Origin of the sequence: Pseudomonas morbosilactucae (assembly GCF_023241665.1) — a bacterium.
Lineage (GTDB): Bacteria > Pseudomonadota > Gammaproteobacteria > Pseudomonadales > Pseudomonadaceae > Aquipseudomonas > Aquipseudomonas morbosilactucae.
Genome location: NZ_JALQCX010000050.1, coordinates 77,342 through 104,039, shown reverse-complemented (window position 1 = coordinate 104,039; position 26,698 = coordinate 77,342). Strand labels below are relative to the sequence as shown.

General features: G+C 62.3%; 22 protein-coding genes and 2 pseudogenes. 7 read left to right on the top strand and 17 right to left on the bottom strand.

Annotated features, from left to right (window positions below):
- Positions 1 to 105 precede the first annotated feature (105 nt).
- The gene (locus tag M1B35_RS24235) at positions 106 to 1,053 is read right to left on the bottom strand and encodes a FecR family protein (RefSeq protein WP_268263321.1); all 948 of its coding nucleotides are present in this window, start codon (positions 1,051 to 1,053) and stop codon (positions 106 to 108) included.
- Positions 1,054 to 1,101: 48 nt separating this feature from the next.
- On the bottom strand, positions 1,102 to 1,623 hold the full coding sequence (locus M1B35_RS24230; protein WP_123333322.1) for a sigma-70 family RNA polymerase sigma factor: 522 nt from the start codon (positions 1,621 to 1,623) through the stop codon (positions 1,102 to 1,104).
- 229 nt (positions 1,624 to 1,852) lie between these two features.
- Between M1B35_RS24230 and M1B35_RS24225 the strand changes: the two genes are divergently transcribed.
- The 3 genes from M1B35_RS24225 to M1B35_RS24215 are packed head-to-tail and all read left to right on the top strand — an operon-like array spanning position 1,853 to position 6,267.
- Positions 1,853 to 4,309, top strand: coding sequence for a TonB-dependent siderophore receptor (locus tag M1B35_RS24225; protein WP_268263320.1), 2,457 nt, complete (start codon positions 1,853 to 1,855; stop codon positions 4,307 to 4,309).
- 37 nt (positions 4,310 to 4,346) lie between these two features.
- Positions 4,347 to 5,963, top strand: coding sequence for a PepSY-associated TM helix domain-containing protein (locus tag M1B35_RS24220; RefSeq protein WP_268263319.1), 1,617 nt, complete (start codon positions 4,347 to 4,349; stop codon positions 5,961 to 5,963).
- A 1-nt stretch (position 5,964) separates the two neighbouring features.
- The gene (locus M1B35_RS24215; RefSeq protein ID WP_221178424.1) at positions 5,965 to 6,267 is read left to right on the top strand and encodes an iron transporter; all 303 of its coding nucleotides are present in this window, start codon (positions 5,965 to 5,967) and stop codon (positions 6,265 to 6,267) included.
- A gap of 163 nt (positions 6,268 to 6,430) precedes the next feature.
- Here M1B35_RS24215 and M1B35_RS24210 read toward each other — a convergent pair whose 3' ends face one another.
- The 3 genes from M1B35_RS24210 to M1B35_RS24200 form a co-directional block, all read right to left on the bottom strand.
- The gene (locus M1B35_RS24210; protein WP_268263318.1) at positions 6,431 to 7,228 is read right to left on the bottom strand and encodes a phosphodiesterase; all 798 of its coding nucleotides are present in this window, start codon (positions 7,226 to 7,228) and stop codon (positions 6,431 to 6,433) included.
- Positions 7,229 to 7,248: 20 nt separating this feature from the next.
- Complete coding sequence (locus M1B35_RS31975) at positions 7,249 to 8,745, bottom strand: methyl-accepting chemotaxis protein (RefSeq protein WP_279653885.1); 1,497 nt, start codon at positions 8,743 to 8,745, stop codon at positions 7,249 to 7,251.
- Positions 8,746 to 8,974: 229 nt separating this feature from the next.
- Positions 8,975 to 9,955, bottom strand: coding sequence for a DMT family transporter (locus M1B35_RS24200; RefSeq protein ID WP_268263327.1), 981 nt, complete (start codon positions 9,953 to 9,955; stop codon positions 8,975 to 8,977).
- Between the two features lie 92 nt (positions 9,956 to 10,047).
- On the opposite strand from M1B35_RS24200, the gene M1B35_RS24195 reads away from it, so the two are divergent.
- Positions 10,048 to 10,953, top strand: coding sequence for a LysR substrate-binding domain-containing protein (locus M1B35_RS24195; RefSeq protein ID WP_268263317.1), 906 nt, complete (start codon positions 10,048 to 10,050; stop codon positions 10,951 to 10,953).
- Here M1B35_RS24195 and nikE read toward each other — a convergent pair.
- The 5 genes and pseudogenes from nikE to nikA form a co-directional block, all read right to left on the bottom strand.
- On the bottom strand, positions 10,881 to 11,717 hold the full coding sequence (gene nikE / locus M1B35_RS24190) for a nickel import ATP-binding protein NikE (RefSeq protein WP_268263316.1): 837 nt from the start codon (positions 11,715 to 11,717) through the stop codon (positions 10,881 to 10,883). The two genes, M1B35_RS24195 and nikE, sit on opposite strands and share 73 nt — an antisense overlap.
- A pseudogene (locus M1B35_RS24185) lies at positions 11,714 to 12,486 on the bottom strand (ATP-binding cassette domain-containing protein). Before M1B35_RS24185 ends, nikE begins: the two are co-directional and overlap by 4 nt.
- Complete coding sequence (gene nikC, locus M1B35_RS24180; protein WP_123333306.1) at positions 12,486 to 13,328, bottom strand: nickel ABC transporter permease subunit NikC; 843 nt, start codon at positions 13,326 to 13,328, stop codon at positions 12,486 to 12,488. The pseudogene M1B35_RS24185 and the gene nikC overlap by 1 nt, the downstream one beginning before the upstream one ends.
- The gene (nikB, locus tag M1B35_RS24175) at positions 13,325 to 14,266 is read right to left on the bottom strand and encodes a nickel ABC transporter permease subunit NikB (RefSeq protein WP_123333304.1); all 942 of its coding nucleotides are present in this window, start codon (positions 14,264 to 14,266) and stop codon (positions 13,325 to 13,327) included. Before nikB ends, nikC begins: the two co-directional genes overlap by 4 nt.
- A gap of 3 nt (positions 14,267 to 14,269) precedes the next feature.
- Positions 14,270 to 15,853, bottom strand: coding sequence for a nickel ABC transporter substrate-binding protein (gene nikA / locus M1B35_RS24170; RefSeq protein ID WP_425273442.1), 1,584 nt, complete (start codon positions 15,851 to 15,853; stop codon positions 14,270 to 14,272).
- 90 nt (positions 15,854 to 15,943) lie between these two features.
- Here nikA and nikR point away from each other — a divergent pair, with 90 nt between their 5' ends.
- Complete coding sequence (nikR, locus tag M1B35_RS24165; protein ID WP_268263314.1) at positions 15,944 to 16,363, top strand: nickel-responsive transcriptional regulator NikR; 420 nt, start codon at positions 15,944 to 15,946, stop codon at positions 16,361 to 16,363.
- A gap of 153 nt (positions 16,364 to 16,516) precedes the next feature.
- Here nikR and M1B35_RS24160 read toward each other — a convergent pair.
- The 5 genes and pseudogenes from M1B35_RS24160 to M1B35_RS24140 form a co-directional block, all read right to left on the bottom strand.
- A pseudogene (locus M1B35_RS24160) lies at positions 16,517 to 18,189 on the bottom strand (GMC family oxidoreductase); the annotation flags it as partial.
- A 32-nt stretch (positions 18,190 to 18,221) separates the two neighbouring features.
- Entirely contained in the window at positions 18,222 to 19,517 is a 1,296-nt protein-coding gene (locus M1B35_RS24155) for a carbohydrate porin (RefSeq protein ID WP_123333297.1), read from the bottom strand.
- Between the two features lie 96 nt (positions 19,518 to 19,613).
- Entirely contained in the window at positions 19,614 to 20,663 is a 1,050-nt protein-coding gene (locus M1B35_RS24150) for a 2,3-butanediol dehydrogenase (protein WP_123333295.1), read from the bottom strand.
- On the bottom strand, positions 20,660 to 21,925 hold the full coding sequence (locus tag M1B35_RS24145) for an MFS transporter (RefSeq protein ID WP_123333292.1): 1,266 nt from the start codon (positions 21,923 to 21,925) through the stop codon (positions 20,660 to 20,662). Before M1B35_RS24145 ends, M1B35_RS24150 begins: the two co-directional genes overlap by 4 nt.
- Positions 21,926 to 21,964: 39 nt before the next feature.
- Positions 21,965 to 22,498, bottom strand: coding sequence for a 2,4'-dihydroxyacetophenone dioxygenase family protein (locus M1B35_RS24140; RefSeq protein WP_123333290.1), 534 nt, complete (start codon positions 22,496 to 22,498; stop codon positions 21,965 to 21,967).
- 285 nt (positions 22,499 to 22,783) lie between these two features.
- Here M1B35_RS24140 and M1B35_RS24135 point away from each other — a divergent pair, with 285 nt between their 5' ends.
- Entirely contained in the window at positions 22,784 to 23,761 is a 978-nt protein-coding gene (locus M1B35_RS24135; protein WP_123333288.1) for an AraC family transcriptional regulator, read from the top strand.
- 28 nt (positions 23,762 to 23,789) lie between these two features.
- On the opposite strand, the gene M1B35_RS24130 is transcribed toward M1B35_RS24135, so the two are convergent.
- Positions 23,790 to 24,371 (bottom strand): helix-turn-helix domain-containing protein, encoded by a 582-nt coding sequence (locus M1B35_RS24130; RefSeq protein ID WP_123333286.1) that lies wholly within the window; start codon positions 24,369 to 24,371, stop codon positions 23,790 to 23,792.
- 155 nt (positions 24,372 to 24,526) lie between these two features.
- On the opposite strand from M1B35_RS24130, the gene M1B35_RS24125 reads away from it, so the two are divergent.
- Positions 24,527 to 25,423 (top strand): DMT family transporter, encoded by an 897-nt coding sequence (locus M1B35_RS24125; protein ID WP_268263312.1) that lies wholly within the window; start codon positions 24,527 to 24,529, stop codon positions 25,421 to 25,423.
- A gap of 215 nt (positions 25,424 to 25,638) precedes the next feature.
- On the opposite strand, the gene M1B35_RS24120 is transcribed toward M1B35_RS24125, so the two are convergent.
- Entirely contained in the window at positions 25,639 to 26,625 is a 987-nt protein-coding gene (locus M1B35_RS24120; RefSeq protein WP_268263311.1) for an aldo/keto reductase, read from the bottom strand.
- Positions 26,626 to 26,698 lie beyond the last annotated feature (73 nt).

The window sequence follows — 26,698 nt, the reverse complement described above, 5'->3', positions numbered from 1 at the left end:
GGCTTGCCAGCGATGGCGATCGTCAGAGCGGTGCAGGGCTTGAGGGCTGATCGCCGGCGAGCCGGCTCCTACACAAGATGGAGGGCGGTAGGGGGCGGGGGTTGATCATTGGTCGGCATTCATCACCAGGGTCAGCCAGGGTAATTGGTAGATGCGCACGGGCTGGGTGCGGGCCAGGACGTCGAGCATGGCGGGGACGTCGTCGAGGCTGAATACGCCGCTCACGGCGGTGTCCGGCAGGTTGCCCGCTACGAGCAGGGAACCCGGCATATGCCGTTCAAGGTCGGCAAACACCTCCGCCAGCGGGCGGCGATTGAAGATCAGCTTGCCGCGTTGCCAGGCTGCGGCGGTGCTGATGTCCAGCGGGTGGGTGGGTGAGGGCGGCGAACCGTCCACAAAGTCGAGTTGCTGGGCGGATTTGAGCGGTACGGCGTCACCGCCGGATGAGACTTTCACCTCGCCTTCGGTCACGCCGACCCGCACGCGATGGCCTTGGCGATCCACATCAAAACGCGTGCCCACGGCTTGCACGCTGCCGCCGGAGGCCTGGACCACGAACGGCCGGGCAGGGTCCTTGCTCACCTGAAACAGTGCTTCACCTTTAAGCAGGCTGATCTCGCGGCGTTGGGCGGTGTAATGCACGGACAGCGCCGTTGCACTGTTCAGCCAGACCTGGCTGCCATCCTCGAGTGTCAGCAGCTTGCGTTCGCCAACGGCGGTGGTGTGGTCGGCAAAATACACCTGCAACGGCTCATTGAAACCGCTGATGGCCAGCGCCGCCAGGCCGGCCGCCAACGCTGCCCAGCGCAGGGTGCGACGTTGCCTGGGAGCAGGGGCTACAAAGGTCGTGGCGCTGGTGGTTTGTGGCAAGGCTTGCCACATTTGCTCGGCCAAGGCCGCCGCTGCTTCATGGCGCGGGCTTTGGCCCCGCCAGTGGGCAAATGCGGCATGGTCGGCGTCGCTGGCCCGCCCGGACGTCAGGTGCACCCATTGCTCGATGGCCTGGTCCTCCAGCTCAAGGCTGGACAGGTTGTGGTTCATACGCTCAGCCATGGTGAAGGGCTCAATGAAGCAGTCGGAAGGAGGGGCATGCCGCGCATTCTAAAGGCACTCCGACTGGCGTAGCCAATCCCGGCAGTGGCGCATGGCTTGAACGATGTATTTGCCCACCATGCTTTCCGACACCCCGAGGCGCACGGCGATTTGCGCGTGGGTCAAACCTTCGACGCGATTGAGCAACAGCGCCAGGCGCGCATTGCTGGGCAACAGGTGCAGGGCTTTGTCCAGTTGTTCGATGGCTTCGGCCGCGAGAAACGAGCGTTCCGGCGAGGCCATCGGGTCGCAGGCTTCATCGTCGGGGCCGGCGTCCACCTGCCAGGCGGCGTGCCGTTGTTCCTGGCGCAACCGGTCGATGGCCAGGTTGCCGGCCACCCTGAAGACAAACGCCCGCGGTTCGAGGATCTGCGCCGTATCGCCGAGCCCGGCCAGGCGCAGGTAAGTGTCCTGCGCCACGTCTGCGGCTTTTTCCACATTGCCCAATCGTCGCGCTAGAAAAGCCAGCAGGTCGGCATAGTGCTCCTGAAAGGCTGTCAGCAAATGATTTGAGTTGGGTGACACGGACATGCGTACTGCCCCGGCTGGTGAGGCGCGCATCCTATCTCAACTGAGAACAGTTATCATCACTGTTTCTGAAACCGCCTCTCCATGACTGTCGTTTTGCACCGCCATCGGCAGGATTTTGCAGGTCGGCAAAAAAAATATGACTTTCGACGGCAAGGTGGGTGGGGATGATTCGTCGTGGGTGTGAGCGCGAATAATTCTCATGTCGTGATACCACTTACGGACGATTCAAATGCCGGCACCTTCGAACTTTTTTGCTCCTGTCAGCGGCCAGACGCTGACCCTGACGTTGATGCTGACCCTGGGCGGCAGCCTGCCCCTGGTGCCTTTGACGGTGCAGGCGGCAGATACCTCGACCCGCATCCAGTTGCAGATGGCCGCGCAGTCGCTGGACCAGGCGTTGACCCAACTGGCTGACCAGACCAACTTGCGGCTTATCTTCAATTCCAACGATGTGCGCGGGCAGAACGCGCCGGCCCTGAGTGGCCCCTACACCCTGGCCCAGGCCATGGACACGCTGTTGCGGGGCAGTGGCTACACCTGGCGTTTGCTCGACGAGCGAACCCTGGTCCTGGAGCCTTTGCCCAAAGCCGGCGATGCCATGGTACTGGGGGCCACCACGGTCAGCGCCATCGATAACCCGCTGGGCGCGACCACCGAAGGCACCGGCTCCTACACCACTGGCGTCAGCAGCACAGCCACCCGGTTGAACCTCACTCCGCGAGAAACACCGCAGTCGGTCAGCGTGGTCACCCGCCAGTTGATGGACGACAAGAACCTGACCAGCCTGGACAAGGTGCTGGAAGAAACCCCGGGCATCACCTTTCAGTACCGTAACTTCGGTGGCCACGTGTACACCTCCCGTGGCTTCTCGCTGCTGGCTGAAAGCTTCCTGATCGACGGTGTGCCGGGCCAGGGTTATCAGATCACCGGCTGGATGAAACCCGATACTGCCATCTACGACCGGGTCGAGGTTTTGCGCGGGGCTTCCGGTCTGCTGGTCGGCGCAGGGGAGCCGGGTGGCGCCGTGAACCTGGTGCGCAAGCGACCCACTGCAGAAAACAAATTCTCGATCACCACCCGGGCCGGCTCCTGGGATCAATACCGCGTTGATCTCGACGCCAGCGGCAAGCTCAACGATTCCGGCAGCGTGCGCGGCCGCTTGGTCACGGCCTACGAGGACAATGGCTCCTACCTCGACCAACTCAACACCCGCACGCCGTTGTTGTACGGGATTGTCGAGGCCGACGTGAATGACAGCACCACCTTGACCCTGAGCCTGCGTCGCCAGGAAAACGTCATCAACGGTTATTCGATCTACGGGCTGCCGAGGTACAGCAACGGCAACGCCTTGGACATTTCCCGCTCCACGTCCCTGGTGCAGGACTGGAACCGCCATGAAAGCGACATGAGTGAGGTCTTTGCCGAAGTCGAGCATCGCTTCAACGACGACTGGGCCAGTACCACCTCCTTGACTTACTCCGAAGGCGGTTTTGATCAACAGATTGCTTATGCGCGCGGCGCGATCAACCCGCAGACCAACGCCGGCTCAGTCTTTCAGAACGTGCTGTTTCGCCGGGATGAAGTCGCCAGCACCGGGCTGGACAGCCATATCAATGGCCATTTCGATGCCTTTGGCCTGACCCATGACGTTACCGTTGGCGCCACCTGGTCGCGGCAGGAAGCCAACACCAAACAGGTGCAGGTGTCCGCCAACAGGCTGCCGATCAATATCTTCGACGTCGATCACCACAGCCTGGCCAAGCCGGCGAGGCCGGCCTGGGCCACCGATATCGATATGACTGAAGAACGCTCGGGCCTGTACGCCAACACCCGTCTGCGTCTGAGCGAGCCCTTGAGCCTGGTGCTGGGGGGGCGAGCCAGTTGGTATGACTACACCTATGACGTCCAGCGTGGTTCGGCGCTGCCTTATGAGTCCAAGGTGACCCGGGAAGTCACGCCGTACGTGGGGCTGATTTATGACATCAACGACCAATGGTCCTGGTACACCAGCTACGCGCAAATCTTCAACGCCCAGGGCAACTATGTGGACGCCAGCGGCAGCCCGTTGTCGCCGTCATCGGGTGACAATTATGAGACGGGGATCAAAGGCGCGCTGTTCGACAGTCGCCTGAACCTGTCGATGGCGCTGTTCTATATCAAGCAAACCGATGTCGCCCTGGTGGACACCGCCAACGTCGACTGTTTTTCCAACGACAGCAGCGGCACTTGCTACGTCAACGGCACGATCAAACGCAGCAAAGGCATCGATATCGAAGCCAGCGGTGAGGTGTTGCCGGGCTTGCAGGTGTTCGGCGGCTACACCTTCAACCTTTTACGCAACAACACCGAGGCGGTCGAAGTGGCGTACGAAACGCCCAAGCACATGCTGCGCCTGCAAACCAGCTACAACCTGCCGGGCCAGTGGAATCGCCTGACCTTGGGCGGCGGTGTGTCGGCGCAATCGGGTTACGAAGCGGCCTCGACCACCGGGTTGGAATTCGGCAGCAAGGGCTATGCGATCTGGGATGCTCGCGCCAGTTGGAAACTCGACGAGCATTGGAAGGTGTCGCTCAATGCCGAGAACCTGTTTGATCGTCGCTACTACACCACCGCCGTGGCCACCGACCGGTCCAACCTGTTTGGTGAACCGCGCAGCTACCTGTTGACCCTGCGGGGGGATTTTTGAGTGCTGAAGCTGTTGCGGTTGTAGTGGGCAAACGGTCATGAAGGACAGCTTTCGCCAGTCGATGGCCTGGCTGCACACCTGGTGCGGGCTGGCGTGCGGCTGGCTGCTGTGCGCGATTTTCCTGACCGGCAGCTTGAGCGTGTTTCGCGACCCCATTACCCGCTGGATGGAGGCCCAGCCCCTGGCCACCGTTGCGCAGGGGGAGCGCCTTGACGCTGGCCGCGCCGTTGACCATGCGGCGCGCTACCTCGGTGAGCATGCCGTTGGTGCGCGGTTCTGGAGGGTGCAGTTGCCGCAGCATCCGGGCGAGGCCATGACCTTGACCTGGCGGCTTGGGGCCGGCACTCGGCACGTGGCGTTGTCCGCGGATAACGGTGCGCCGCTGACACAGGGGCTGGCGCGTAAAACAGAAGGTGGCCGGCATTTCATGTCCTTCCACTACATGCTGCACCTGCCGGTCCTGGGCTTCTGGCTGGTCGGCGGGTTGACCCTGGGCCTGTTGGTGGCGCTGATTTCCGGGGTGGTGGTGCACCGGCGGATCTTCCTCGATTTCTTTACCTTTCGGCCGGGCAGGGGGCCGCGTTCCTGGCTGGATGCGCACAACGCCACGGCGGTCATGACCCTGCCTTTTCTGCTGATGATCGCTTACACGGGCTTGTCCATTTTCTATACCAGCTACATGCCCGGTCCGCTGCGAGCGGTCTATGGGGCCGAGCCGGACGCCTACAGCCGGTTTCAATCCGACTTGTCGAGCCCCGCGCAGTTGCCACTGAGCCCCTTGGGGCCTGAAGGGCAGACCGTCACGTCCCAATGGTCCGAGCTGATGCAGCGGGCGCAAGTGTTGCTCGGGCAGCCCGCGCGCCTGCTGTTGATCGACCGGCCTGGTGCACCCGGGATGAGCGTGCGGGTGTTGGGCCAGGCGGATACGGCACGGCCGTCACAGGCGCTGTTCACCCCCCAGGCCAGCGTCCTGTTCGACGGCGTGAGCGGCGCTGTGTTGCAGGTCCAGTTGCCGGAAGCGGCGACGCTGGCGGTTGGCGAGCGGATTTATGGGGTGATCAAGTCACTGCATTTCGCCGACTTTGGCGGCTGGAGCATGAAGTGGCTGTACTTCATCAGCGGCCTGCTGGGCATGCTGATGATGGCCGCCGGCACCCTGCTGTTTACGATCAAGCGGCGGATCAAGAGCCAGCGAGAGTTCGGTGCCGCGACTGCCGGGGTGTACCGGGTGGTCAATGCCCTCAACGTCGCCTGTGTGGCGGGCATGGGCGTGGCCTGTATCGCTTATTTTTACGCCAACCGGCTGCTACCGATTGAAATGCCGGGGCGGGCGCTCTGGGAAATCCATAGCTTTCTGTTGGTTTGGCTGGCAACGCTGGTTCATGCCCTGGTCAGGCCTTCCCACAAGGCCTGGAGCGAACAGCTGTCGTGCGCCGCGTTGCTGTGCTTTGGCCTGCCGCTGCTCAACCTGTTGACCACGGGGCAGCATATCGGCCGCTACATCGCCGCCGACGACTGGCAACGGGCAAGTGTCGAGGGCGTCGCGTTGACCTTCGGTGTGCTGCTGGTGGTTGCCCTGCGCAAGCTGCATCGTAAGCCCGACAGCGCCACTGAGCGCGGGCGTCGTTCCGTCAAACCGACCCAGGTGAATTGAGATGGCCGCCACCCATAAACGCGAATCACCGAAGGGTTACCGCTGGCGGGTCTTGAGTCGGGTGCTGGCCGCCGGCCTGGGCGGTTATGGGGTGTCCTCGTCAGCCCTGTCGTTATTGGCAGTGCTGTTGTCCCGCACACCGGGCGTCAATCCGGCCGATGGGGTGTTGATCACCACGCTGCTGAGCTTCGGGCTGTACAGCGCCATCGTCATTGGGGTCTTCAGCCTTCGCAGTGTGCTCCGTGCCTGGCTCGTCCTTGGCGGTGCCATGCTGGTGTTGGGCGCCGCTCACCTGGCGCTGTAAACCCATTTCCCCGCACGTCGACGTTGTCGGTCTGGATGTGTTGGAGCGGGCTTGCCAGCAATCAGGGGCTTCAGGGCAGGGGGGCCATCGCCGGCAAGCCGGCTCCTACAGGTGCACCGCTGAGCTTGATGTGTGTTGTAGGCCGGTGCACAGCGCGGGTTGTTCAGGCGAAGGGCATTGGCCCTGGGAAGGTGCCGATGGGGACCCAGTGGGTGATAAGGCCGGTGTCGGGTTTCCAGTGATGCAGCAGCAGGGCGGGGGGCTCCAGGTAGGAGGCCTCCTGGGCGTTTTCGTCCAGGGCCAGGGCGATGGCCGTGGTGGTGCTGGGCGCGGTGCACAGCAAGGAACCACCGAAGCGCAACTGCATGGAGCGGTGAATGTGCCCGCAGACGATGCGCTCGACCGCTGGGTAGCGCGCGACGACCTGGGCCAGACGATGCCCGTTGAGGCAGGCGTAGGTGTCGATGTAAGGAATACCGCTGAGGAAGGGCGGCTGGTGCAGCATGATCAGGGTCGGTCGATCCGGCTCTTGGGCCAGGGCCTGTTCGAGCCACGCCTGCGCCGCCTCGTCGACGTCGCCGTGATGCTCCCCGGGCACGGTGATGTCCAGGCCAATGAGGCGAACCGGCCCCAGATCCGCCGCCACGAAGTGCACGGGGCCTTGGCTGGCGCCTGACACGGCCTGAGGGAACGCCGCCCTGAATCGCTCGCGGTCATCGTGATTGCCCGGAATCATCAACAGCGGCTGTTGAATACCGGCGAGCAACTGTTTTGCCATTTCGTATTCGGCCGGCAAGCCTTCATCCACCAAGTCGCCGGTGATGATGACCACGTCCGGGCGCGGACGCAGCCCATTCAAATGTTCGATGGCTTGCTGGCAGTGGCGGTTCGAATCCACCAGCCCCTGGTACAGCACGCCTGGGGGCCTAATGTGCAGGTCGGATAGATGGGCAATCAGCATGTCGCATCCTTTGTCGGTCGTTACTGGTGGAACTTGCGACCCAGGGTGTCCAGGCGAACCGCGATAGGGGGTAGGCGCTGGCTGCTCAGGGCGAGGGTTTCGACATCGTCGGCGGTGTTTTGCGCAATGCTTTGCACCGATTGCAGACGACCGACAATCTCGACGCTCGCCGTGGATTGTTCGCGGGTGGTGGTGACGATACGCCCATTGAGTTGATCGATCTGCGAGATATCACTGCCCACGGCCTGCAACATCGCCACTGCCAGTTGGCTGTCCTCGACGCAACGCTCTACGCCTTCGTGGCTGTCGTGCATGGCCTCGACGGCTTTGCGGCTGCCTTGTTGCAGGGCTTCGATGATGGTTCTGATTTCATGGGTGGAAACGGCGGTGCGCTGCGCCAGGCTTCGCACCTCATCGGCCACCACCGCAAAGCCTCGGCCTTGCTCGCCGGCGCGGGCGGCCTCGATGGCGGCGTTGAGGGCCAGCAGGTTGGTTTGTTCGGCAATGCTGCTGATGACCTCCAGCACACTGCCGATTTGCTCGGCCTGTACCGCCAGGACCTGCACCGTTTCATGGGTACCTTTCAGGCGCGAGGCCAGTTGGGTGATTTCATGCTGGGCCCGGCTCACGCTTTCCTGCCCGCGGGTGATTTGCAGGCTGGCTTGGCCGGTGTGTTCAACGGCGTGCTCGACGTGAACCACAATGTGCCCCATGGCGTCCCCCATGCGCTGCATCGAGCCGGTCATCTGGGCGATTTCCGCCAGTTGGTGCTTGGCGCCTTTCTCCAGGGTATCGCTGGCCTTGGCCAACTCCTGACCCAGCTCACCCAGGCCCTGGGAGTCGTGGACCACCCCGTCGACCAAGGCCGTGACCTGCATCAGGAATCGGTCGAAGCGATCAGCCAGCGAAACGTGCACCCGCTCGTTGTCGCCCTTGCCCGGGTCGGCGGTGAGCTGGGTGGTGACGGTGAGCATTTTCTCCAGCATGTCCTGGCTCTCGACCGCTTCCGCCTGGCTGTGCACCGCCAGATAGAGCAGGGCGACGGTCTCCATGACCACGTAGAACGCGTGGACGAAAATCATCGTCCAGCCGCCGTGATGCTCCATGACGAACACTGGAAAACCTTGATGTTGCAGGACGTGGAACACCACGTGATGCACCGCGATGGTCAACGCCGCCACCAGGATCGGCAGCCAGTCGCGATAAAAGGTCAGCACCGCCAGTAAGGCGAAAATGCCGAAGTGGGATTCGATGACCCCCTGGGCCTGGTTGATGTGCAAGGCCGCCATGACCATCAAGCCAACGCCCAGGCCGCAACGCATCCAGCGTGTGCCGCCGATGGCGCGATACAGCACGGTCAGCAGCACACAGGTGCCACCCCCCACCACCAGCGCCTGGATCAAGGTGTCGTGCCAGAACGCCAAACCCAGTGAAAACACAAACATCAGCCAGACCAGCGCCAGCATGATGCGGTCGGCTTTGCGGTAATGCTCAAGAAAACGCGGGTGGTCAGGCATTCACTCTTACTCCATGTCTTTGAGCCAGGAACAAAGCGGCCATGCGTCGTGACGGGACGTTACGCAGGCGGGGAGTGCAGCAGCGGTTCAGGAGGTTGTGGAGCCAATGATTCAAAGCAGATATCGGCACCCTGGGTAGGGACTTTAGAGCATGCGAAGGCAGTTGATCGGCGCAATGTCTGGGCTTTTTGGCTGCCTATGGCGTTCGCAGAGCCTGTTCCACCCACCGTCAGGTTGCTGAACGCAGCGTTTGCCTTGTGGGTGGGTGGTTGATCGATGTCATCAGGATACGAACGGCCATGACCACACCGACGAGCACCGCCGCCAGGCCTGATGCTTCCAACAGTGTTGGCAGGCGGCCATGAAACACCAAGCCGAGCAGGGTGGCGAACAGCGATTCAAGGGCGATCAGTTGCCCGGAAAGCACCATGGGCAGGCGGCGGGACGCGGCGTTCCACGCCCAGGCCCCGACCAAGGAGGACATCAGCGCAATCAGTAAACCCCAGCCGTACAGCTGTCCTGCCTGGGATAGGCCGAAACCCAGGCTCGGCAGGTTGAGCAGGCCGAGGGCCTGTACCAGCGGTAACAGACACAGGGTGCCGATGCCGGCGCCCATCATCATTAGGCCGGTCCAGAGGGCTGATGCATGGGCCGGGAGCCTGCCCAGGGCGCTCTGATTCAGCACGCTGAAGACCAGCCACAGGGCAACGGCGCCGATGGAAAAACCCAACCCCATCAGCCACGAATGTCCGTCTGCGGCAGGTTGATGGGCGCTGCTGATGTTTGACAGCAGCAGCCCAGCCGTCAAAAACGCCAGCGGCATCGCCAGCCGGCGCCAGGGAAGGGTTTTATTCCGGGCGTTGCCAAGCAGGGCCAGCAACACCGGCACCAGGCCGATAAACGCAGGCGTCAGCACCGGCCCGCCGAAAATCACACCGGCAGCAATACAGCTGCTGTAGGCGAGGTAACCGATGACGCCCAGGCCTGCGGCGAGACATTGTTGATGGCGACGCAAGAGCCTTAGCTGGGCGCGACAGAACAGCACGACCGCCGCACCCAGCCCACCGGCGATCAGAAAGCGGATGGCCATCAAATCGTAGAGGCTGTAAGCGCCGGTGACATAGGGCGCCACGAAGTTCAGGGCCCAGCTTAGGGTCGCGACCACGGCCAGGGCCACGCCAATCAGGATGTTTGAGGGAGCAGTGGGCATCAGAAAGGTCCGTGAGGGATTCAGCGCATGTTGCACAGCCATGCAGCTGTGCTACAAACGAGTTCTCGGCCCTGGATGCATAACTTCTGATTATGAATAGCCTTGGAAAATCATTGCCGCCGCTGGCCAGTTTGCTGCCCTTTGAGGCCGCTGCTCGACTGGAAAGCTTTTCAAAAGCCGCCGAAGAGTTGCACATCACCCAAGCGGCGGTCAGCCGCCAGATCCGTGGGCTGGAAGACAACCTGGGGCTGAAGCTGTTCTGCCGTCGCAACCGTGCGGTCTTCCTGACCCAAGAAGGGCGTGAACTCGGGCGCGTGGTCAGCAGCGCGCTGCAAAGCATCAGCAACAGTGCCGTGGCCCTGCGTGAAGCCCCGCGTAAAAACCGCGCGGTGTTGCTCTGCCAGTTGTGCGAAGCCTTCTATTGGCTGATGCCGCGCCTGTCGACGTTCCACCAGCAGCACCCGGAAATCGAGATTCAACTCGCGACCACCACCCGGCCGTTGGCCGAATTCAATGACCCTTTCGATGTGGCCCTGCAAAGCAGCGGCCGCCCCAGCGGCCTGCATGGTTTGGCATTCACCGCCGCGGATGAAGTGTTTCCCGTGTGCAGTCCCCATTACCTGACGGCCCGGCAGCCACTCGCCCTTGCCGACCTTCGCCGCCACACCCTTTTGCACCACAGCGCCACGCCCCCGCACTTGATGGAGTGGGACACCTGGCTGCAAGTCTTTGGGCAGACATTGGAGGATTGCCCTCAGCGCTCGGTGTTTGACAGTTACCCCTTGATGCTCCAGGCCGCCGTCGAAGGCCATGGCATCGCAATGGGCTGGCGCCGAACCGCCGGCCGGCTGATTGAAAGCGGTGCGCTAGTACGACCTTGCGTAGAAAGCGTGCCGTTACCGCAGGCGATATCGGTTTTTACACACTACGGCGCAGAGACTCGGATTGAAGTGCGCGCGCTGGTTGAGTGGCTGGCGGAGGCGTTAAGGGAGGGCTGAGGTTCAGGCGGCAGTACGGAATCCTGAAGGCGCCGAGCGCAAGGATGAGTGAATCGCATACCCGGTTCTACCGGACGATCTTCGACGACGGTGCCGTCGGCCAGCACGATGACGCGCTGGCAAAAGTGTTGCACCAGGCTCAAGTCGTGGGTGATGAGGACAAATGCGGTGCCGAGTCGGTTGCGTAGGGTCGCGAGCAACTCAAGCATCTGCACTTGCAGCACACGATCAAGGTTGGAAAGCGCTTCATCCAGGATGATGAGCTTTGGCTCTACTGCGAGGGCCCTGGCAATGCCCGCGCGCTGCAGTTGACCTCCGCTTAGCTGCGAAGGCAGTTTTCCGGCGTTACTGGGCGCCAGTTGCACCTGTTGCAGCAATGCGGCAACACGCGCTTGGCAGTCGCTGGTGTTCAGGCCTCGAAGGTGGCGCAGAGGTTCGGCAATGCTCCAGCCGATGGTGCGCTGCGGGTTGAACGCACTGGGAGCATCTTGAAAAACCATCTGCACGGATTGCAAGAAGTGTGGGTTGCCCGGCTCTAACGGATCACCGTTGAAGGCAATGCTGCCTTGCTCCGGCTTTTCGATGCCCATCAGTAACCGAGCTAGCGTGCTTTTACCGCTGCCACTGCCACCCAGCAGCCCCAGGCTTTGGCCCTCATGAAGCTCGAGGCTCAGTCCGCGAAGCACTTGTATGCGGTGCTTGCGGGTCAGAAAGCCGCCGCTGGTATAGCCATGGCTCAGATTTTTTGCGTGCAATAGGCTCATGGGTACGGATGCTCCCGGGTCAATGTGCGGTGGGCATGCAGGAGTGCCCGAGCAGCGGCACTTTGTGGCGATGCGAACAGGCTATGCACGTCGCCTGTTCAACGATGCGGCCGTTCTCCATCACGGCGACCCGGTGGCAACAGCGCGCCACGACCCCCATGTCATGGGTGACCAGCAGGACGCCAAGATTGCGCTGCGCTGCCAGTCGTTCAAGCAGGCCAAGAAACCGTGCCTGGGCAACCACATCCAGGTCGCTGGTGGGTTCGTCGGCCAACAAAAAGCGACTTTGGGCCATAAGTGCCAGGGCAATCATCATGCGTTGCAGCATGCCGCCGCTCAGTTGAAAGGCGAACGAATCGAGCACTCGATCAACGTCGTCCAGGCCTACTTCGTTGATGGCCTCGCGCATCTGCGTCTGGGCTGATGCCCCCTTGACGCCACGCACGCGAAGGGTTTCAAGCGCGTGTTGACGCAGGTTGCGTACCGGGTTGAAGGCACTGCGTGGGTTCTGCAATACCAGCGCGATTTCCCGCCCGCGCAGTTCATTGGCGAACACGCTGCGATCATCAATCAACAGGTCACCGGAGACCCGCTGCAAGCCATCCGGCAATAGATCGAGGATGCCCAGGCAGGTCAGGGATTTTCCCGAGCCGCTGGCCCCCACCAGGGCGCAGATCTGCCCGGTGTCGAGGGTGAGGTCGATGCCGTCGACCAGGGTGTGGCGACGATGCTCGATGCGCAAGTTTCGGAGCTGGAGTTGCCCGTGCATCATTTAACCTCCGTGCGCAGGGCCGGATCGAGGCGGTCTCGCAGTGCATCGCCCAGCAGGTTGAAGGCCATCACCGAAAAGAAAATCATCAGCCCCGGCCACAGCAGCAGTTGGGGCTGGGTCCATATGAACTCTTTGGCGTCATTGATCATCACCCCCCATTCCGGTGTCGGTGGGCTGACACCCAGCCCGAGAAATGACAGCCCGGACACGTGCAGCATCATATGGCCGATGTCCATCGAGGCGAGGACCAGCAACTGACCCGCCACATTGGGCAGGATGTGCTGGCGAACTCGGGTAATGCGCGAAGCCCCGGCAAGGCGCGAGGCAATGACGTAATCACGCCCGCGCTGGGCGATGACCATGCCGCGCACCATGCGTGCGTACCAGGCCCAATGGGAGAGAGCGATGGCGATGATTACGTTGGTCAAGCCGGTGCCGAGCAAAGCAATCAGGAAAAACGCCAATACCAGCGTAGGGAAGGTCAGGAACATATCGCACAGACGCATCAGCAACATGTCGATTCGGCCGCCGACAAACCCAGCCAAGCCACCTATTCCGATGCCCAGCGCCAACACCAGTGTGAGCGTCATCAGGACGCTGCCCAACGATAGCTGGGCGCCGACAATCAGTCGGGACAGTACATCCCGTCCAAGATGGTCAGTACCGAGCCAGTGGTGACTGCTGGAAGGCAGCAAGCGTTCGCTGAGATCGACCAGCGTCGGGTCATAAGGCGCGAGCCAAGGTCCCAGGACTGCCAACAGGACCAGGACACCGACCATCAGGCAACCCAGGCGCAGTCCCCAATTCGCTGTGGACGTTGACGATGCAAGAGTTTTCATGCCGATACCCCGGCCAGTCGTGTGCGCGGATCAAGCCAGGCATAGCAGATGTCCACGATCAGATTGCACACCACCAACAGCGCGGTCAGCAGCAGGGTAAAACACTGCATGACTGGGAAGTCGCGATTGAGCACGGCACCGACGGCGAAACGCCCCACACCTGGCCAGGCAAAAATGGTTTCAATCACCAATGCGCCGCCGAGCAGTTCGCCGATGTGCATGCCGGTGGCTGTCACCAGTGGCATCCAGGCATTACGCAGGATATGACTGCGCCAGACGCGCCGCTCGTCCAGGCCCCGTGCTCGCGCATAAAGCACATGGCGCTGTTGGCTGACGTCCAGCAGGCTGGCCCGCAACAACCGGGCATTGATCGACATGGACATCAAGGCGATCGCCAGGACAGGCATCACCAGGTGCGCGGCGTCGCCCCGGCCCAAGGGCGGTAACCAGCCGAGCCACAGGGAGAACAGCGCGATCAGCAGGAAGGCCAGCCAGAAATTGGGCATCGACACACCGATGAAGGTGACCAGACGTACCAACTGATCAGGCCAGCGTCCGCGCCAGCGTGCCGCCGCCAGGCCTAGCGGGATACTCATCAGCAGGGTCGATGCCAGAGCCAGTCCGCCCAGTTGCAGGGTGGCAGGCAGGTAGTACAACAGATCATCCAGCACCGGTCGTCCCGTGATGTAGGACGTACCGAAATCCAAGTGCAGCGCATTCCACAGCCAGGTCAGATATTGCTCGGGCAACGGTCGGTCCAGGCCGAGTGCATGTCGTGCTTCCTGCAACGCTGCATCGGTGGGCGGGATCTGCGAAAGCCGCAGATAATCCAGTGCTGGGTCGCCATTGCCCAGGTGCAACAGTGTGAAAACGATCAGCGAAACCCCAAGCAGCACGGGAATCAGTAGGACCAGACGCAGGAGTACATAACGCAACATGGCTTAAGGCTTCCCGCTGACGGGACGCATACGTTCGAAAGGTACATCGAATAGCGTACTGCCGAATTCGACGCCTTCGACAACTGGGCGACTGACGCTGATGGCTGTGAGGTGGGAAATTGGCAGGTACACAGCCTGCTCTTGCAGGGTGGTTAGAATTTCCCGGTAACCTTCGGCGCGCGCCTGCTCTTGGGTGCTGGCCAATACGTCGGCAATCTTGCGGTCGATGGCGTCTTTCATCGGCAAGCCGCGCTGGGCCATGTAATCAGCGTGTCCGGCGTAGCGCATGGAACTGATGAATGAATGGGGATCGTAGGGAGCACCCCAGGTGTCGGCGAAGATCATGCCGAAGCGGCCTTCACGCTGACGTTGTACCAACGCGCCTTCTTCTTCGGCACGCAGTTGCACCTCAATACCGATTTTCGCCAACTCGCCCTGGATGACCTCAGCCAGGCTTTTTTGCAACGCGCTGGTGCCCAGGAAACACAGTTCGATGCTCAGTGGCTGGCCGTCCTTCCGCAAAGGCCCTTTGGCCGAAGACGGCTTCCAGCCGGCCTCCTCAAGGGTCCTGCGCGCGGCAGCCGGGTCGAAGGGCAGGGCTTTGAGACCAATGTCGGTGTACGGCATGTTGTTGGAGAACAACGCATCAGCGCGCGGTTCCAGGCCATGCAGCACCTTGGCGATGATCGTGTCTTTGTCTACGGCCTGGTTGATGGCCCGACGTACCGCCAGGTCATTGGTGGGTGCCCGGCCAGTGTTCATTGCCAGCGTGCGCGTCGCCAAGGGTGCTGAGAGGGCGGCGCGGAAACCGGCTTCACGAAGCCGTACGAAGGTGCCCGGCGATATTTCGCCTTCCGCGCCTTGGATCAGGTCCAGCTCCCCGGTCTGCAGGGCGATGGCGCGGCTGTCCGGGTCGGAGATCACTTTGACCAGCACTGCTTCGTACGCAGGTTTTGCCCCCCAGTAATGCTCGTTTCGCTGGAAGCGGTCGTACTCGCCACGGCGGGTCTCGACAAGTTTCCATGGCCCTGTACCGATAGGGCTTCCCTGTTTCGCATGGGGGGTCGCAAAGCGCAGGGGGCGGACTTGGGCCAGTTCAAGCAGGGTGGGGTAATAGGGGTGTTTGAGGACCAGTACCAAGGTCTGGGGATCGGGTGCTTCCACGCGCTCAAGGGTTGTGACCAGCTCCATCCATTGGTGTCTTTTGCTGTTGGCCAGCACGGCGTCCAGGTTGGCCTTGGCGGCAGCCGAGTCGAACGGGGTTCCGTCGCTGAACGTCACACCCTCACGAAGTTCGAAGGTGTAGGTTTTACCGTCCGGTGAAATGCTCCAACTTTTGGCTAACCACGGCTCCAGCGAGCCTGCGGCGGTGTAGCGCACCAAGGGTTCATAGACCATGGCCTGGGCGTACATTTGGTTGGGCGAATAGCCTCTGGGGTCTAGCGGGCCAGCGTTGGTGGGCCAGCTGTAAGTGAGCGTTGCGCGTGACGATTCGGCATGGGCACTGGCAATGTTCAAGAGACCTGCTGCAAGACACGCCGCCTGGATCCATCGACCGATCTTTTGTTTCGTCCTTCTCTGCTTCACACTCATGTCCCCCCAAATGATGGCGGGCATAGAGTATTCATCGATAAGTATGATGTCTATTGGTAAAGCTCATACTGGCGGAAGGTATTAATGCAACGAGTAACCATCACATTGGACGAGGACCTCTTGGCCGCCATTGACCGGCGTGTGGACACCCACGGGTATCAGGGCCGCTCTGAAGCTGTTCGCGATTTGCTGCGAGCCGGGTTAGCGGACACCGAGGCTGGAGACCCCGAGGCTGGCTGTGTGGCCACCTTGAGTTATGTCTACGACCACCACACCCGTGAGCTTTCCAAACGCTTGAATACTACGTTCCATGCACACCATGACCTGACGATGTCCACCCTGCACGTGCACCTTGACCACGGCAATTGTCTCGAGGTGTCTGTATTGAAAGGGCCTACCGGGCAGGTCACGGAGTTAGCGCAACATGTCATGGCTGAGCGCGGCGTCCGGCATGGCAATGTGCAGATCATTCCGGTCGATAACATCGGGCACGAACACGATTAGATCCTGCCGTAGGCCCCGCCGAGGCCATGGCCTCGGTCGCGTAGATTTGCCGTCGCCCAACACCCTGGCTGTCGGTTTGATGCGCCCTATCGGGCGCACCAAATTCACTGACCCCAAGACCCACCCCTGACGAGCACCTGCGCTTTTTACCCCACAGCCAACGAAGGCACCTGTTGCTCTAGACGAGCGAGTGGGCGAGTGGTGGGCGGTGTTTTACCCAGCACCAGGTCCGCGGCTTTTTCGCCGATCATGATGGCTGCGGCGTTGGTGTTGCCGGTGGTCAGGCTGGGCATGATCGAGGCGTCGGCCACGCGCAGGCCTTGCAGGCCGTGGACCCGCAGTTGGTCGTCGACCACCGCCAGCGCGTCGTGGCCCATTTTGCAGGTGCCGACGGGGTGGAACACGGTGCCGAGGTTGTCGCGGACCCATTGTTCGATCTGCGCCTGGCTCTCGACCTGGGGGCCGGGTATCAATTCGCCCTTGAGGCGCTGGGCGAATGCCTTGCTCGTCGTCAGCTTGCGCACCAGGCGCACGCCTTCTACCAGTTTGCGCAGGTCCTCCGGGTGGCTGAGGAAGTGACTGTCGATGACGGGCTTGTCACGGGGATCGGCGGAGTGCAGCCGGACCTGGCCGCGACTTTGCGGGTGCATCACGGCGATGTGCAGGCTGACGCCATGGCCGAATGGCACCAGACGCTGTGGCTGGTTCTTCAGCGCCGGGGCGACGATCAGGCCCAGTTCCGGCGCGGCATCCTCGGGTTGCAGGCGCAGAAAAGCGCCGGATTCCACGGTGTTGGAGGTCATGGGGCCGCGGCGTCGGCTCAGGTATTGCCAGGGCGAGCGGGCCAGGGGGAGCAGGCCTTTGGCCGACACACCGTAGGTCAGCTCGCTGTCGCAGCGGTACATCAGCACTACGTCTTGATGGTCTTGCAGGTTGTGGCCGACCCCCGGCAGTTCGTGGCGCTGGGCGATGCCATGGCGCTGCAGTTCGGCGGCGGCACCGATGCCGGAGAGCAGCAGTATTTGCGGTGAGTTGATGGCGCCAGCGCTGAGGATCACTTCGCGTCGGGCCTGTAACTGGAACACGGTGCCCTCCTGGCTGACCTCGACGCCGCAGGCACGATCGCCGTCCAGCAGCACGCGGTGGGTCAGGGTCGAGCTCAAGACGCAGAGGTTGGGACGCGACAGCACCGGGTGCAGGAAGGCCCGCGCGGCGCTGCAGCGTTCACCGTTGATCTGGGTGACGTGAAAGGGGCCGTAGCCTTCCTGTTCCTCGCCGTTGAAGTCCGGGTTGTAGTGCCAGCCCAGTTCCTTGGCGGCCTGATAGAACACCGGGTTGATCGGGCTGGGGCTGCGCTGCGCGGCGACGTTGAGTTCGCCGCCTTGCCCATGCCAGGGTGAGGCGCCGGGCTCGAAGTGTTCCGAGCGCAGGAAGTACGGCAGCAGTTCGTCGTAGCTCCAGCCCGGGTTGCCGGCCGCCGCCCAGCGGTCGTAGTCGTTGCGGTGGCCGCGGATGTAAATCATCCCGTTGATGGCGCTGGAGCCGCCCCAGAGCCGGCCGCGGGGGCAGGGGATCGGGCGGTTGCCGCTCTCCGCCTGGGCACTGAACTGATGCATCCAGTTCCACTTCGGGTTGGCGATCAGGCGGATGATGCCCGCCGGGGTGCGCACATAGGCGCCAGGAAACAGGCTGCGGTCGCTGGGGCCGGCCTCGATCAGGCAGACGCTGGTCTGCGGATCGGCCGACAGACGATTGGCCAGCACGCAACCGGCCGAGCCGGCACCGACCACGATGTAGTCGAATGAACGTGGCGCAGAATCAGTCATGGTAGATACCTCGTTGGCAGTAGGAAGCAGGTTTACAGGCCCAGGGCCGCGCCGACGTCGAACATGACTTGCAGGCCGACGACAAAGCCGTTGCCGCTCAGCTCGCGAGCTTCTGGGTTGTAGAAGTTGTCCGGGTTGATCAGGTACTGGACGCTGGGCTCCAGCGCCAGGTGCCGAGTCAGGGCGAAGTGGCCGTTGGCCTCGATGGCGTAGACATTGCGCTCGCCCAGGCGGGTGTCGCCGCCGTTGGCGATCCGTGCCTGTTGCTGGAAGCGCAACTGGTGGTCGTTGATGCGCAGGTAACTGGCCTTGAGGTTGAGCTTGTCCTGGGGGCGGTCGAAGGGCGCGAGGTAGGTCAGGCCGGCCTCGGCGAAATGGCTGAAGGGCTGTTTGTCATCGGCGGCCACCGACAGCGAACCAAATGCCAACAGCGCCTGGGGGGCGGTGCCCCGGCCGCCGTCGGCCCGCCAGAAGCCTTGCTGGAACTTGAAGAAGGCACCGTGGGTGCCGTGCTCGCTGGCGCCGGTCAGCGGGTCTTGCTGGTTGGCGGTGTTGTAGTAGCCGTTGAGTTCGTAGTGGGCGCTGTAGGCCCCGTCATTCTTGCTGCCGATGCCCAGCAGCAGGCTGGTGCCGCTGGCGTCGTCGGTGCTGAAGTCCAGGCCCTTGCGCTTTTTCAGGTAGTCCGCCGGGTTCGACTCGAAGGCACCGGCGTGCACATAGAAACCGGGTGTCGGCTGGTACTTCAGGTAGCCGCCCCAACTGCCATAGGGCGGCGGCAGGATGCCGGTGGACGAATCAATGATCGGGTCGTTGCAGGTGACCACCGTTTCGCAGTTGTAGATATAGAAATAGCGCCGGGCATTGGTGCGCCCCAGGCTCATGTCGAGCTGGCCGTCGAGCCAGGTCTGCTGGTAGGTCAGCAGGCTCAGTTGGTTGCTGGTGATGTCGTTGTGGATCGGCGCCCCGGCAAAATAACTGCCGGCGGCGCCTTGCCAGTTACGTGAAGTCGGCTGACCGGTGGCGGTGTCGAGGATGAACAGGGTTTCCTCGAAATGAACACTCGCGCCTTCGAGGCCAGCGAGGGTGTTCAGGTCGACATCGGCGCCGACGAACAGGTCGCCGCTGTTGCCGACGCTGTGCTCCCGCGGCCCGGTGTCGAAATTCTTCATCGACAGGTTCCAGAACTGCACATGGGGTTGAATGCCGTAAGCGGCCAATTGCTCACCGAGCCCGGCTAACGGGCCTTCACGGCTCGGTACATCGGCCTGGCACAGCGGAGTGAACACAAGCGCTGCAAGCAGCGGGCACAGCAGGGGAAGGGTGTTCATGGGCGTTACTCGTTTTTATTGTTGTTGGGTCGGTGGTAGTTGCGAGCTTCAAGCCTCAAGTGGCGAGCTTGAGGCTTGAAGCTCAACGCTTGAGGCTCAGCGCTCCCCACCCACAATCACCTTGATCTGGCTTTTGTCCTGCAACAGCGCTTCGAAGCCCTGCGCTACGGCTTGGTCAAGGGTGACGCAGCGGGTGATGACGCGCGTCAGGTCGAGTTGGCCGCTGGCCAGCAGTTCGATCAGGGGCGGATAGGCATGGCGATAGCCCACGCTGCCGAGCAGGCGCAGTTCGTTGTTGACCAGGTGGAAAGCGTCGATGCTGACCTGGCCCATCAACCCCACCAGCACCACCTCGCCGCCCTTGCGCAGTGCCTGCAGGGCGAGGCTCAGGGTCGACTGGCTGCCAGCGGCTTCGAAGGCGGTGTCGAAGCCGCCGCCGCTGAGGTGATGCAGGCGTTGCGGCAGGTCTTCGGCATGGCCATCGAGCACCTCCAGGGCGCCGAAGTCGCGGGCCAGTTGCCGCCGTTCCGGGCTGATGTCCACGGCGTAGATCCGTTCCACGCCGCGCAGGCGTGCCAACAGGATCAACAGCAGGCCGATAGGGCCGAGGCCGAACACCACGCAACTGTCACCGGCCTTGAGGCTGCTTTGGTTCAGCGCGTGAAAGGCCACTGCCGCCGGTTCCAGCACCGCGGCCTGCTTGAAGCTCACCGAGTCCGGCAGCAGGTGCAGCATGTAGGCCGGCACCAGCACCTGCTCGGCGAAACCGCCATCGCCCATCAGGCCGATAAAACCCATGGACTGGCAGAGGTTGTACTGGCCGGCTCGGCAGTACTGGCAATCGCCGCAGCGATACTCGGGCTCTACCGCCACCCGGCTGCCCACCTGCACCTGGTCGACGCCTGGGCCCAGGGCCAGGACCTGGCCACAGAATTCATGGCCGAGGGTCAGGGGCGCACGGCAACCGGACAGCGGGTGCGCCACCTGTTGCGGAATCGAGTGCGGGCCGTCGGCGTATTCGTGCAGGTCGCTGCCACAGATGCCGCAATAGGCAACCTGAAGCAACACCTCGCCCGGGCCGGGCTCCGGCAGTTGCAGATCGGTCAGGCGCAGGTCGCGGGCGGCATGCCAACGCAGTGCTTTCATGGCTGGTTTCCTTGCAGGGCGCAAGACGCGGAGGGTTCGGCACGGCGGCCACGAGCGAGTACTGCCGGGGCGGTTTCCTTGAGGAACAGGGCCAGCAGCGCGGCCAGCAAGGCGCCGCCGCAGGCGATCCACATGACGATGGACAGGCCGAAGCGGTCGGCGGCAAACCCGGCGATGGTCGGCGAGACAAAGCCGCCCACCAGTTCGCCGATGCCCATGATCATGCCCAGGGCGGTGGCCATGACTTCCCGGGGCACGGTCTCCGCGGGAATGGTCGCCATAAACAGGGTGAAGCAGCCCAGGCCCGTATAGGTCAGCAGCATCAGCGCGCCCATCAGCATCGGGCTGTCGGCGTAGAGCAGGGCGATCGGGCAGCAGGCGGCAATCAGCGAAAACAGCACCAGGGTCGGACGCCGGCCGAAGCGGTCGGAGATCGTCGCCACGCCGAAGCCCCACAGCACCCAGGCGCCGCCCAGGCAACTCATCACCGTGCCCATGCTCGCCGGGCTGTAACCGCGGACCTTGACCAGAAAGGTCGGGGTGAAAGAGATCAGGATCACGAACCAGGTGAGGAACACGCAGCTGATTAGGGTGCAGAGCACGATGTTGCGGCTCTTTAGCAGCGCCAGGCGATTCACTGGGGGTTGGCTGCGGTCAGTGGTGGCGGGGGCCAGCGGTGCATCGTTACGCACATAGCGCCAGATCAGCAGGGCAATCAGCAGCCCGGGGATCAGCGAGACGATAAAGGCGTGGCGCCAACCATAGGCTTCGGCCAGGGCGATCAACACCGGCGGCCCGATCACCGCCCCCAGCAGCCCGGCCGCCGACCCTTGCAGCAAGCCCATGTTCAGGCCTCGGCGATGGGGCGATGAGGCTTCCACCATCAAGGATTGGGAGAGCGGCAGGATCGGCCCTTCGGCCAGGCCCATGATGCCGCGGAACAGCAGCAGGCTGAGAAACCCGGTGACCAGCCCCGACAGCGCCGAGCACAGGGAAAACAGGATCACCGCGATGATCAGCAGCGGCTTGCGTTTGCCGCGCCGGTCCGACCAGGCCCCGACCAGCGCACCGGACACTGCCCAGGCCAGGGCCAGGACCGACGACAGCATGCCCAGGTGGCTGTTGCTCAGTTGCAGCTCGTCAGCCATGAACGGAAACAGGAAGGACAGGGCCAGGCGATCGAAAAAGACGAAGCCGAACGTCAGGAACAGCACGCCCAGCAGGATGTTCTCGTAACCGGCTTTATTGTTGTTGTAAGCCATGGTCGTTCTCCGCGAGAGGGGCAGGTGAAAGTCGCAAACTCAGCGAAACAGGGTGTCGATGTAGGCCGCACCGAGGCCGACCTTTTCGTAGTGCGCGCGGCACAGGGCGATGTAGGAATGCACGTCGAAATAACCCTCCGGCTCGCCTTGCTCGTCGAGCCAGATCAGCGGGCCCTTGACGATGAAAAACGCGCGCATCGGTTGCTCGTGCTCGTAGGCCACCAGGGTGTGGCCTTCGCCCGGGGTCTCGTAGACGAAGTCGCCGGCGGTGGCGGTCCAGTCATGCTCCAGGTAGCCCCACTTGCCGGACAGGGTGTAGGCGAACACTTCGTGGGGGTGGTAATGCCGGTTCACCAGTCCGGCGCTGCTGGCCATCAAGATGTCGCACCAGCGGTTCTCGCTGGGCGAGATCCACAGCGGCCGCGAGGACACGGTGTCGGTGAAGGGCACGTACAGCTTCAGGTCGTCGCTGGCGGCATTGGGCAGGTAGACCTCGGGCTTGGCGTCCGGCTTGAAGCAGTTGGCGATAGGTTGCAGGTCTTTCCAGAATTCACGGCGGGGGGCTTCGGGCATGGTCGGCCTCTTTGTTGTGGGGGGAGTCGAGGCGACTTTAGGCGTGGCGAGGGGGCGGGGTTTTATCGAATCGGACGGGATTGTTGACTGGATCGGACGAGGTTTTTTCTACAGGCGTCTGGCACGATTCTTACCCAGACGAGCGGCCCGGAGCGGCAACGTTTCAAGTTGACAGGGCCTAATATTCATATGTTAATGAATCGCTCCGGCCGCCCTGTGGCGCGGCCTCGGTACCCGGTCAGGGCCTTGCTGACCGGGAACTTCCAGCCCATGAGAAGAATAAAAATGTCTCCATGCGCCTTGCTTGAAACCCGGCATGCCTGCACCCAAAGCATCGCCCCGGATCAACGGCTGGCCTTCTGGGAGGACTACAACGCCTCCACGCTGGTCGGCCTCAAATGCAGCTCATTTTGTGAAAGCGGTTTTGCTGCCAGCCAGGACAACCTGCAACTGGAGGGCATGCGCCTGGCGCATATCCAGGGTAACGAGCACGTGGTCGAGCGGGACAGCTCGATGATCCGCACGGTGCCCAAGGAGTCGGTGTTCGTGTCCTTTGTCACCGGCAGCGCTTCGTTTTTCTATCAGGATGGCGGCTGCCAGTTGCTCGAGCCCGGCGAGGTGATTGTCTACCGCACCGACAAGCCTTACCTGTTCGGTTTCTCCGGGCCGATGCGCCAGTTCATTTTCGACATTCCCCAGGCGTTGTTCGCCGAGCGCTGCCTCAAGCGTTTCGATCGTCCGTTGAAGATTGGTGGGCAAAGCGGTGTGCAGCGTTTGTTGCTGCGCACACTGGGCGAGCGCACCCGTGGGTTTTTCCAGCAGCCGTTGAGCCAGGACGCGGAGTGTTATCAAAACCAGTCGTTCGAGCTGTTGGGCAGCCTGATCGCTGGGCAGGTGGGCGAGCGACGGATCAATGCCTTGAGCGCCTCTTACCTGTTGGCGGCCAAGCAGTGCATCAACGAGCAGTTGGCCGACCCGGACCTGAGCTGCGAGCGGGTGGCCGCGCAAACCGGGATTTCACCTCGGCACCTGAGCCGTCTGTTCGCCCTGGAAGATACCCAGCCCAGCCGCTTTATCCTGGAAAAACGCCTGCAACAGGCCCATGACCTGCTGAGCAGCCCACGGGGCCTGGGCCTGGATATCGGCGAAATCGCCTACCGCCATGGCTTCACCAGCCAGGCTCACTTTGCCAGGGCGTTCAAGGCCCATTACCGCCAGACACCCAGCGAAGTAAGGGCGCTGTTGCCGTTGTCGGGTCAGTGATGTCAGGGGAGGGCGGTGCTCGATCCGCTCAGGAATGCTCGATCACCATCACCGCCGTGGTGTCTGCCTCAAGGGCCTCGAACACGTGGGGCACGTTCGCCAGGTAGCTGATGTAGTCGCCCGCGTGCAGCAGCACAGGCCCGCTGGCCGGGCCGATATGGGCGCTGCCGGTGCACAGCACCACGTGCTCCACCGTGCCGGGTGGGTGGGGCTGAGACAGGCGTACTTCGCCGGGCTGCACCTTGAGTCGGTAAATATCGCGCTGGATCCCAACCGGGCAGTCCGCAAGCAGCGTCGCGGCATAACGGGCGGTTTCGGAATAGCGGGTCAGGCCTTCGTTGGCGCGGATCACCCGCAGGGGCTGCTGGGGTTGCTCGAAGAACCGAGTGACCTGCAAGCCCATGGCGGTGGCCAGCGACCACAAGGTTTCGATACTGGGATTACCGATCCCCGACTCCAACTGGGACAAGGTTGATTTCGCCACCCCGGCGCGTTTCGCCAATTCAGTCAACGAAAGCCCGGCTGACAGGCGCTCGTGCTTGATCGACAGGGCCAGCAGGTCAATTCGGCTGGGGTTGTTGCTTGCCTGGTTGTTCGTTATATCGGTCATTTGTTTGTTAAGTCATCCGATTCTGGGTTGACGCTCTGATACGGCGTGTTCAGTATAGTGACTAATTGTTCATTATAAAATTCGTGTTGCCCGGTGCCAGCCAACGAAAGAGGGCGGCGGTCAGGGCAATGCCAGCCGCAAGGAAGCCGTACCTGATGCAGCCGCAAACCCGTGGGACAGTGGAAATGATTTCGGCCATGGTGATCTCTGGCACGGTGGGCTGGTTCGTCGTTATGTCGGGCCAGAGCCCGGAGGCGGTGGTGTTCTGGCGCTGCGTGTTTGGCGCCATGGCGATGCTGGTGGCATGCCTGGCACTCGGCGTGCTGCGTCGCTCGTTGATCAGCCCCCGGCAACTCCTGTTGGCCTGCCTGGGCGGGGTCGCGTTGATCCTCAACTGGGTGCTGCTGTTCAGTGCCTACCGCCATTCCACGATTGCCATCGCCACTGTGGTCTACCACGTCCAGCCCTTTATGCTGGTCGGCCTGGGCGTACTGTTTTTCGCCGAGCGCTTGAGCGCGGTCAAGGTGGGTTGGTTGCTGCTGGCTTTCTCCGGCCTGCTGTTGATCGTGTCGGCCAAGGGCAGTGGGCAGGCTAACGGTTCCGATTACTTGTTGGGGGTCGGCCTGGCCTTGGCGTCGGCCTTTTTCTATGCGCTGGCGGCAGCGATAACCAAGCGTCTCAAGGAGCTGCCTGCGCACCTGATCGTGCTGATCCAAATGCTGGTGGGGGTTCTGGTCCTGGCGCCTTTTGTGGACTTCTCGGCGGTCGGGTCCCGCACAGAGGCCTGGACTTACCTGATCATTATCGGCGTGGTGCACACCGGGCTGATGTCGACCCTGCTGTACAGCGCCATCCAGAAAATCCCCACGGCACTGGTAGGGGCGCTGTCGTTCATCTATCCGATCGTTGCCATCCTGGTGGATTGGCTGGCGTTCGCCCACCCACTCGGCGTTCTGCAAATGGTGGGCGCGAGCGCCATCCTGTTGGCGGCGGCCGGCATGAACTTCGGTTGGTCGCTGGGCAGTGCCAAGCGTGTGGAGGTGAATGAGTGAGCTTTCAGAGGGGAGACTTTTAGTGGGCTTAGCGGGCCAGTCGTGGTTACCGCATTCAATAGGCGCCGTAGTGAGCCGCAGCGACCAGCCGACGCCGTAAGCCCCTGGCGATGCTCTGGAACCCCATGCAAACGGTGCATGGGGCTCTGGCAGATAGCACGTACGAACAGGGCCGTATTGTTGCTCAAGGTGATGGCTGGAGGGGCCGGCAATCCTTACTCGGACATGGACAGCAAGCCGTCATCCAATCGCCCACCCTGAATGTTGATTTTCGACAGTTGTTCGTCGATTTCCCGCAGGTCAACCTGGGTCAGGTGGAGTTGCACAGACTTAATGTTGTCATCGAGGTATTCGACTTTATCCATGCCGGGAATGGGCACGATCCAGGGTTTTTGCGCCAGCAGCCAGGCCAGGGCAATCTGCACCGGCGTGGCGTTTTTCTTCGCGGCCATGGCGCGCAGCATGTCGACCACGGGCATGTTTGCCTGCATCGCCGCTTGCGTGAACCGAGGGAAATTGGCCCGCAGGTCGGTCGTGCTGTCGAAGGTGGTGTTGGCATCGATGGTGCCCGTGAGGAATCCGGTTCCCAGAGGGCCCCAGGGCACAAGCCCGATACCGAGTGCCTCGCAGACAGGGATGACGTCTTTTTCGGGCTCTCGTGTCCAGATGGAGTATTGGTTTTGCACGGCCGCGACGGGATGCACCGCATGGGCTCGGCGGATCGTCGAGGCCCCGGCTTCGGACAGCCCGTAATGCCGAACCTTGCCTTCAGCGATCAGGTCTTTCAGCGTCCCGGCGACGTCTTCAATCGGTACATTGGGGTCAACCCGGTGCTGATAGAACAAGTCGATGTAGTCCGTTTTAAGGCTCTTTAGCGAGGCTTCGGCCACGGTGCGGATGGTCTCTGGCCGACTGTCGGTGCCTACGGTTACACCGTTTTCCAGCTTGAAGCCGAACTTGGTGGCAACCACCACGTCCTGGCGCCGCTGGACCAGGGCCTCGCCCAACAGGATTTCATTGGTGTAGGGCCCATAGGCCTGGGCGGTGTCAAAGAAGTTGATGCCTCGTTCGATGGCCGCGTGGATGACTTTGATGCCCTGACTCTGTTCCACAGCGTTCCCGGTGCCGAAGCTCAGGTTCATCACGCCCATGCCCAGAGCAGACACTTCAAGGCCGCTGTTGCCCAACTTGCGCTTGATCATTCTTTCCACCTTTTTAGGTTGCGGTAATATCTGACGGCGCTGATTTTGTGCGGGCAAGGCCTGCTGCTCTACC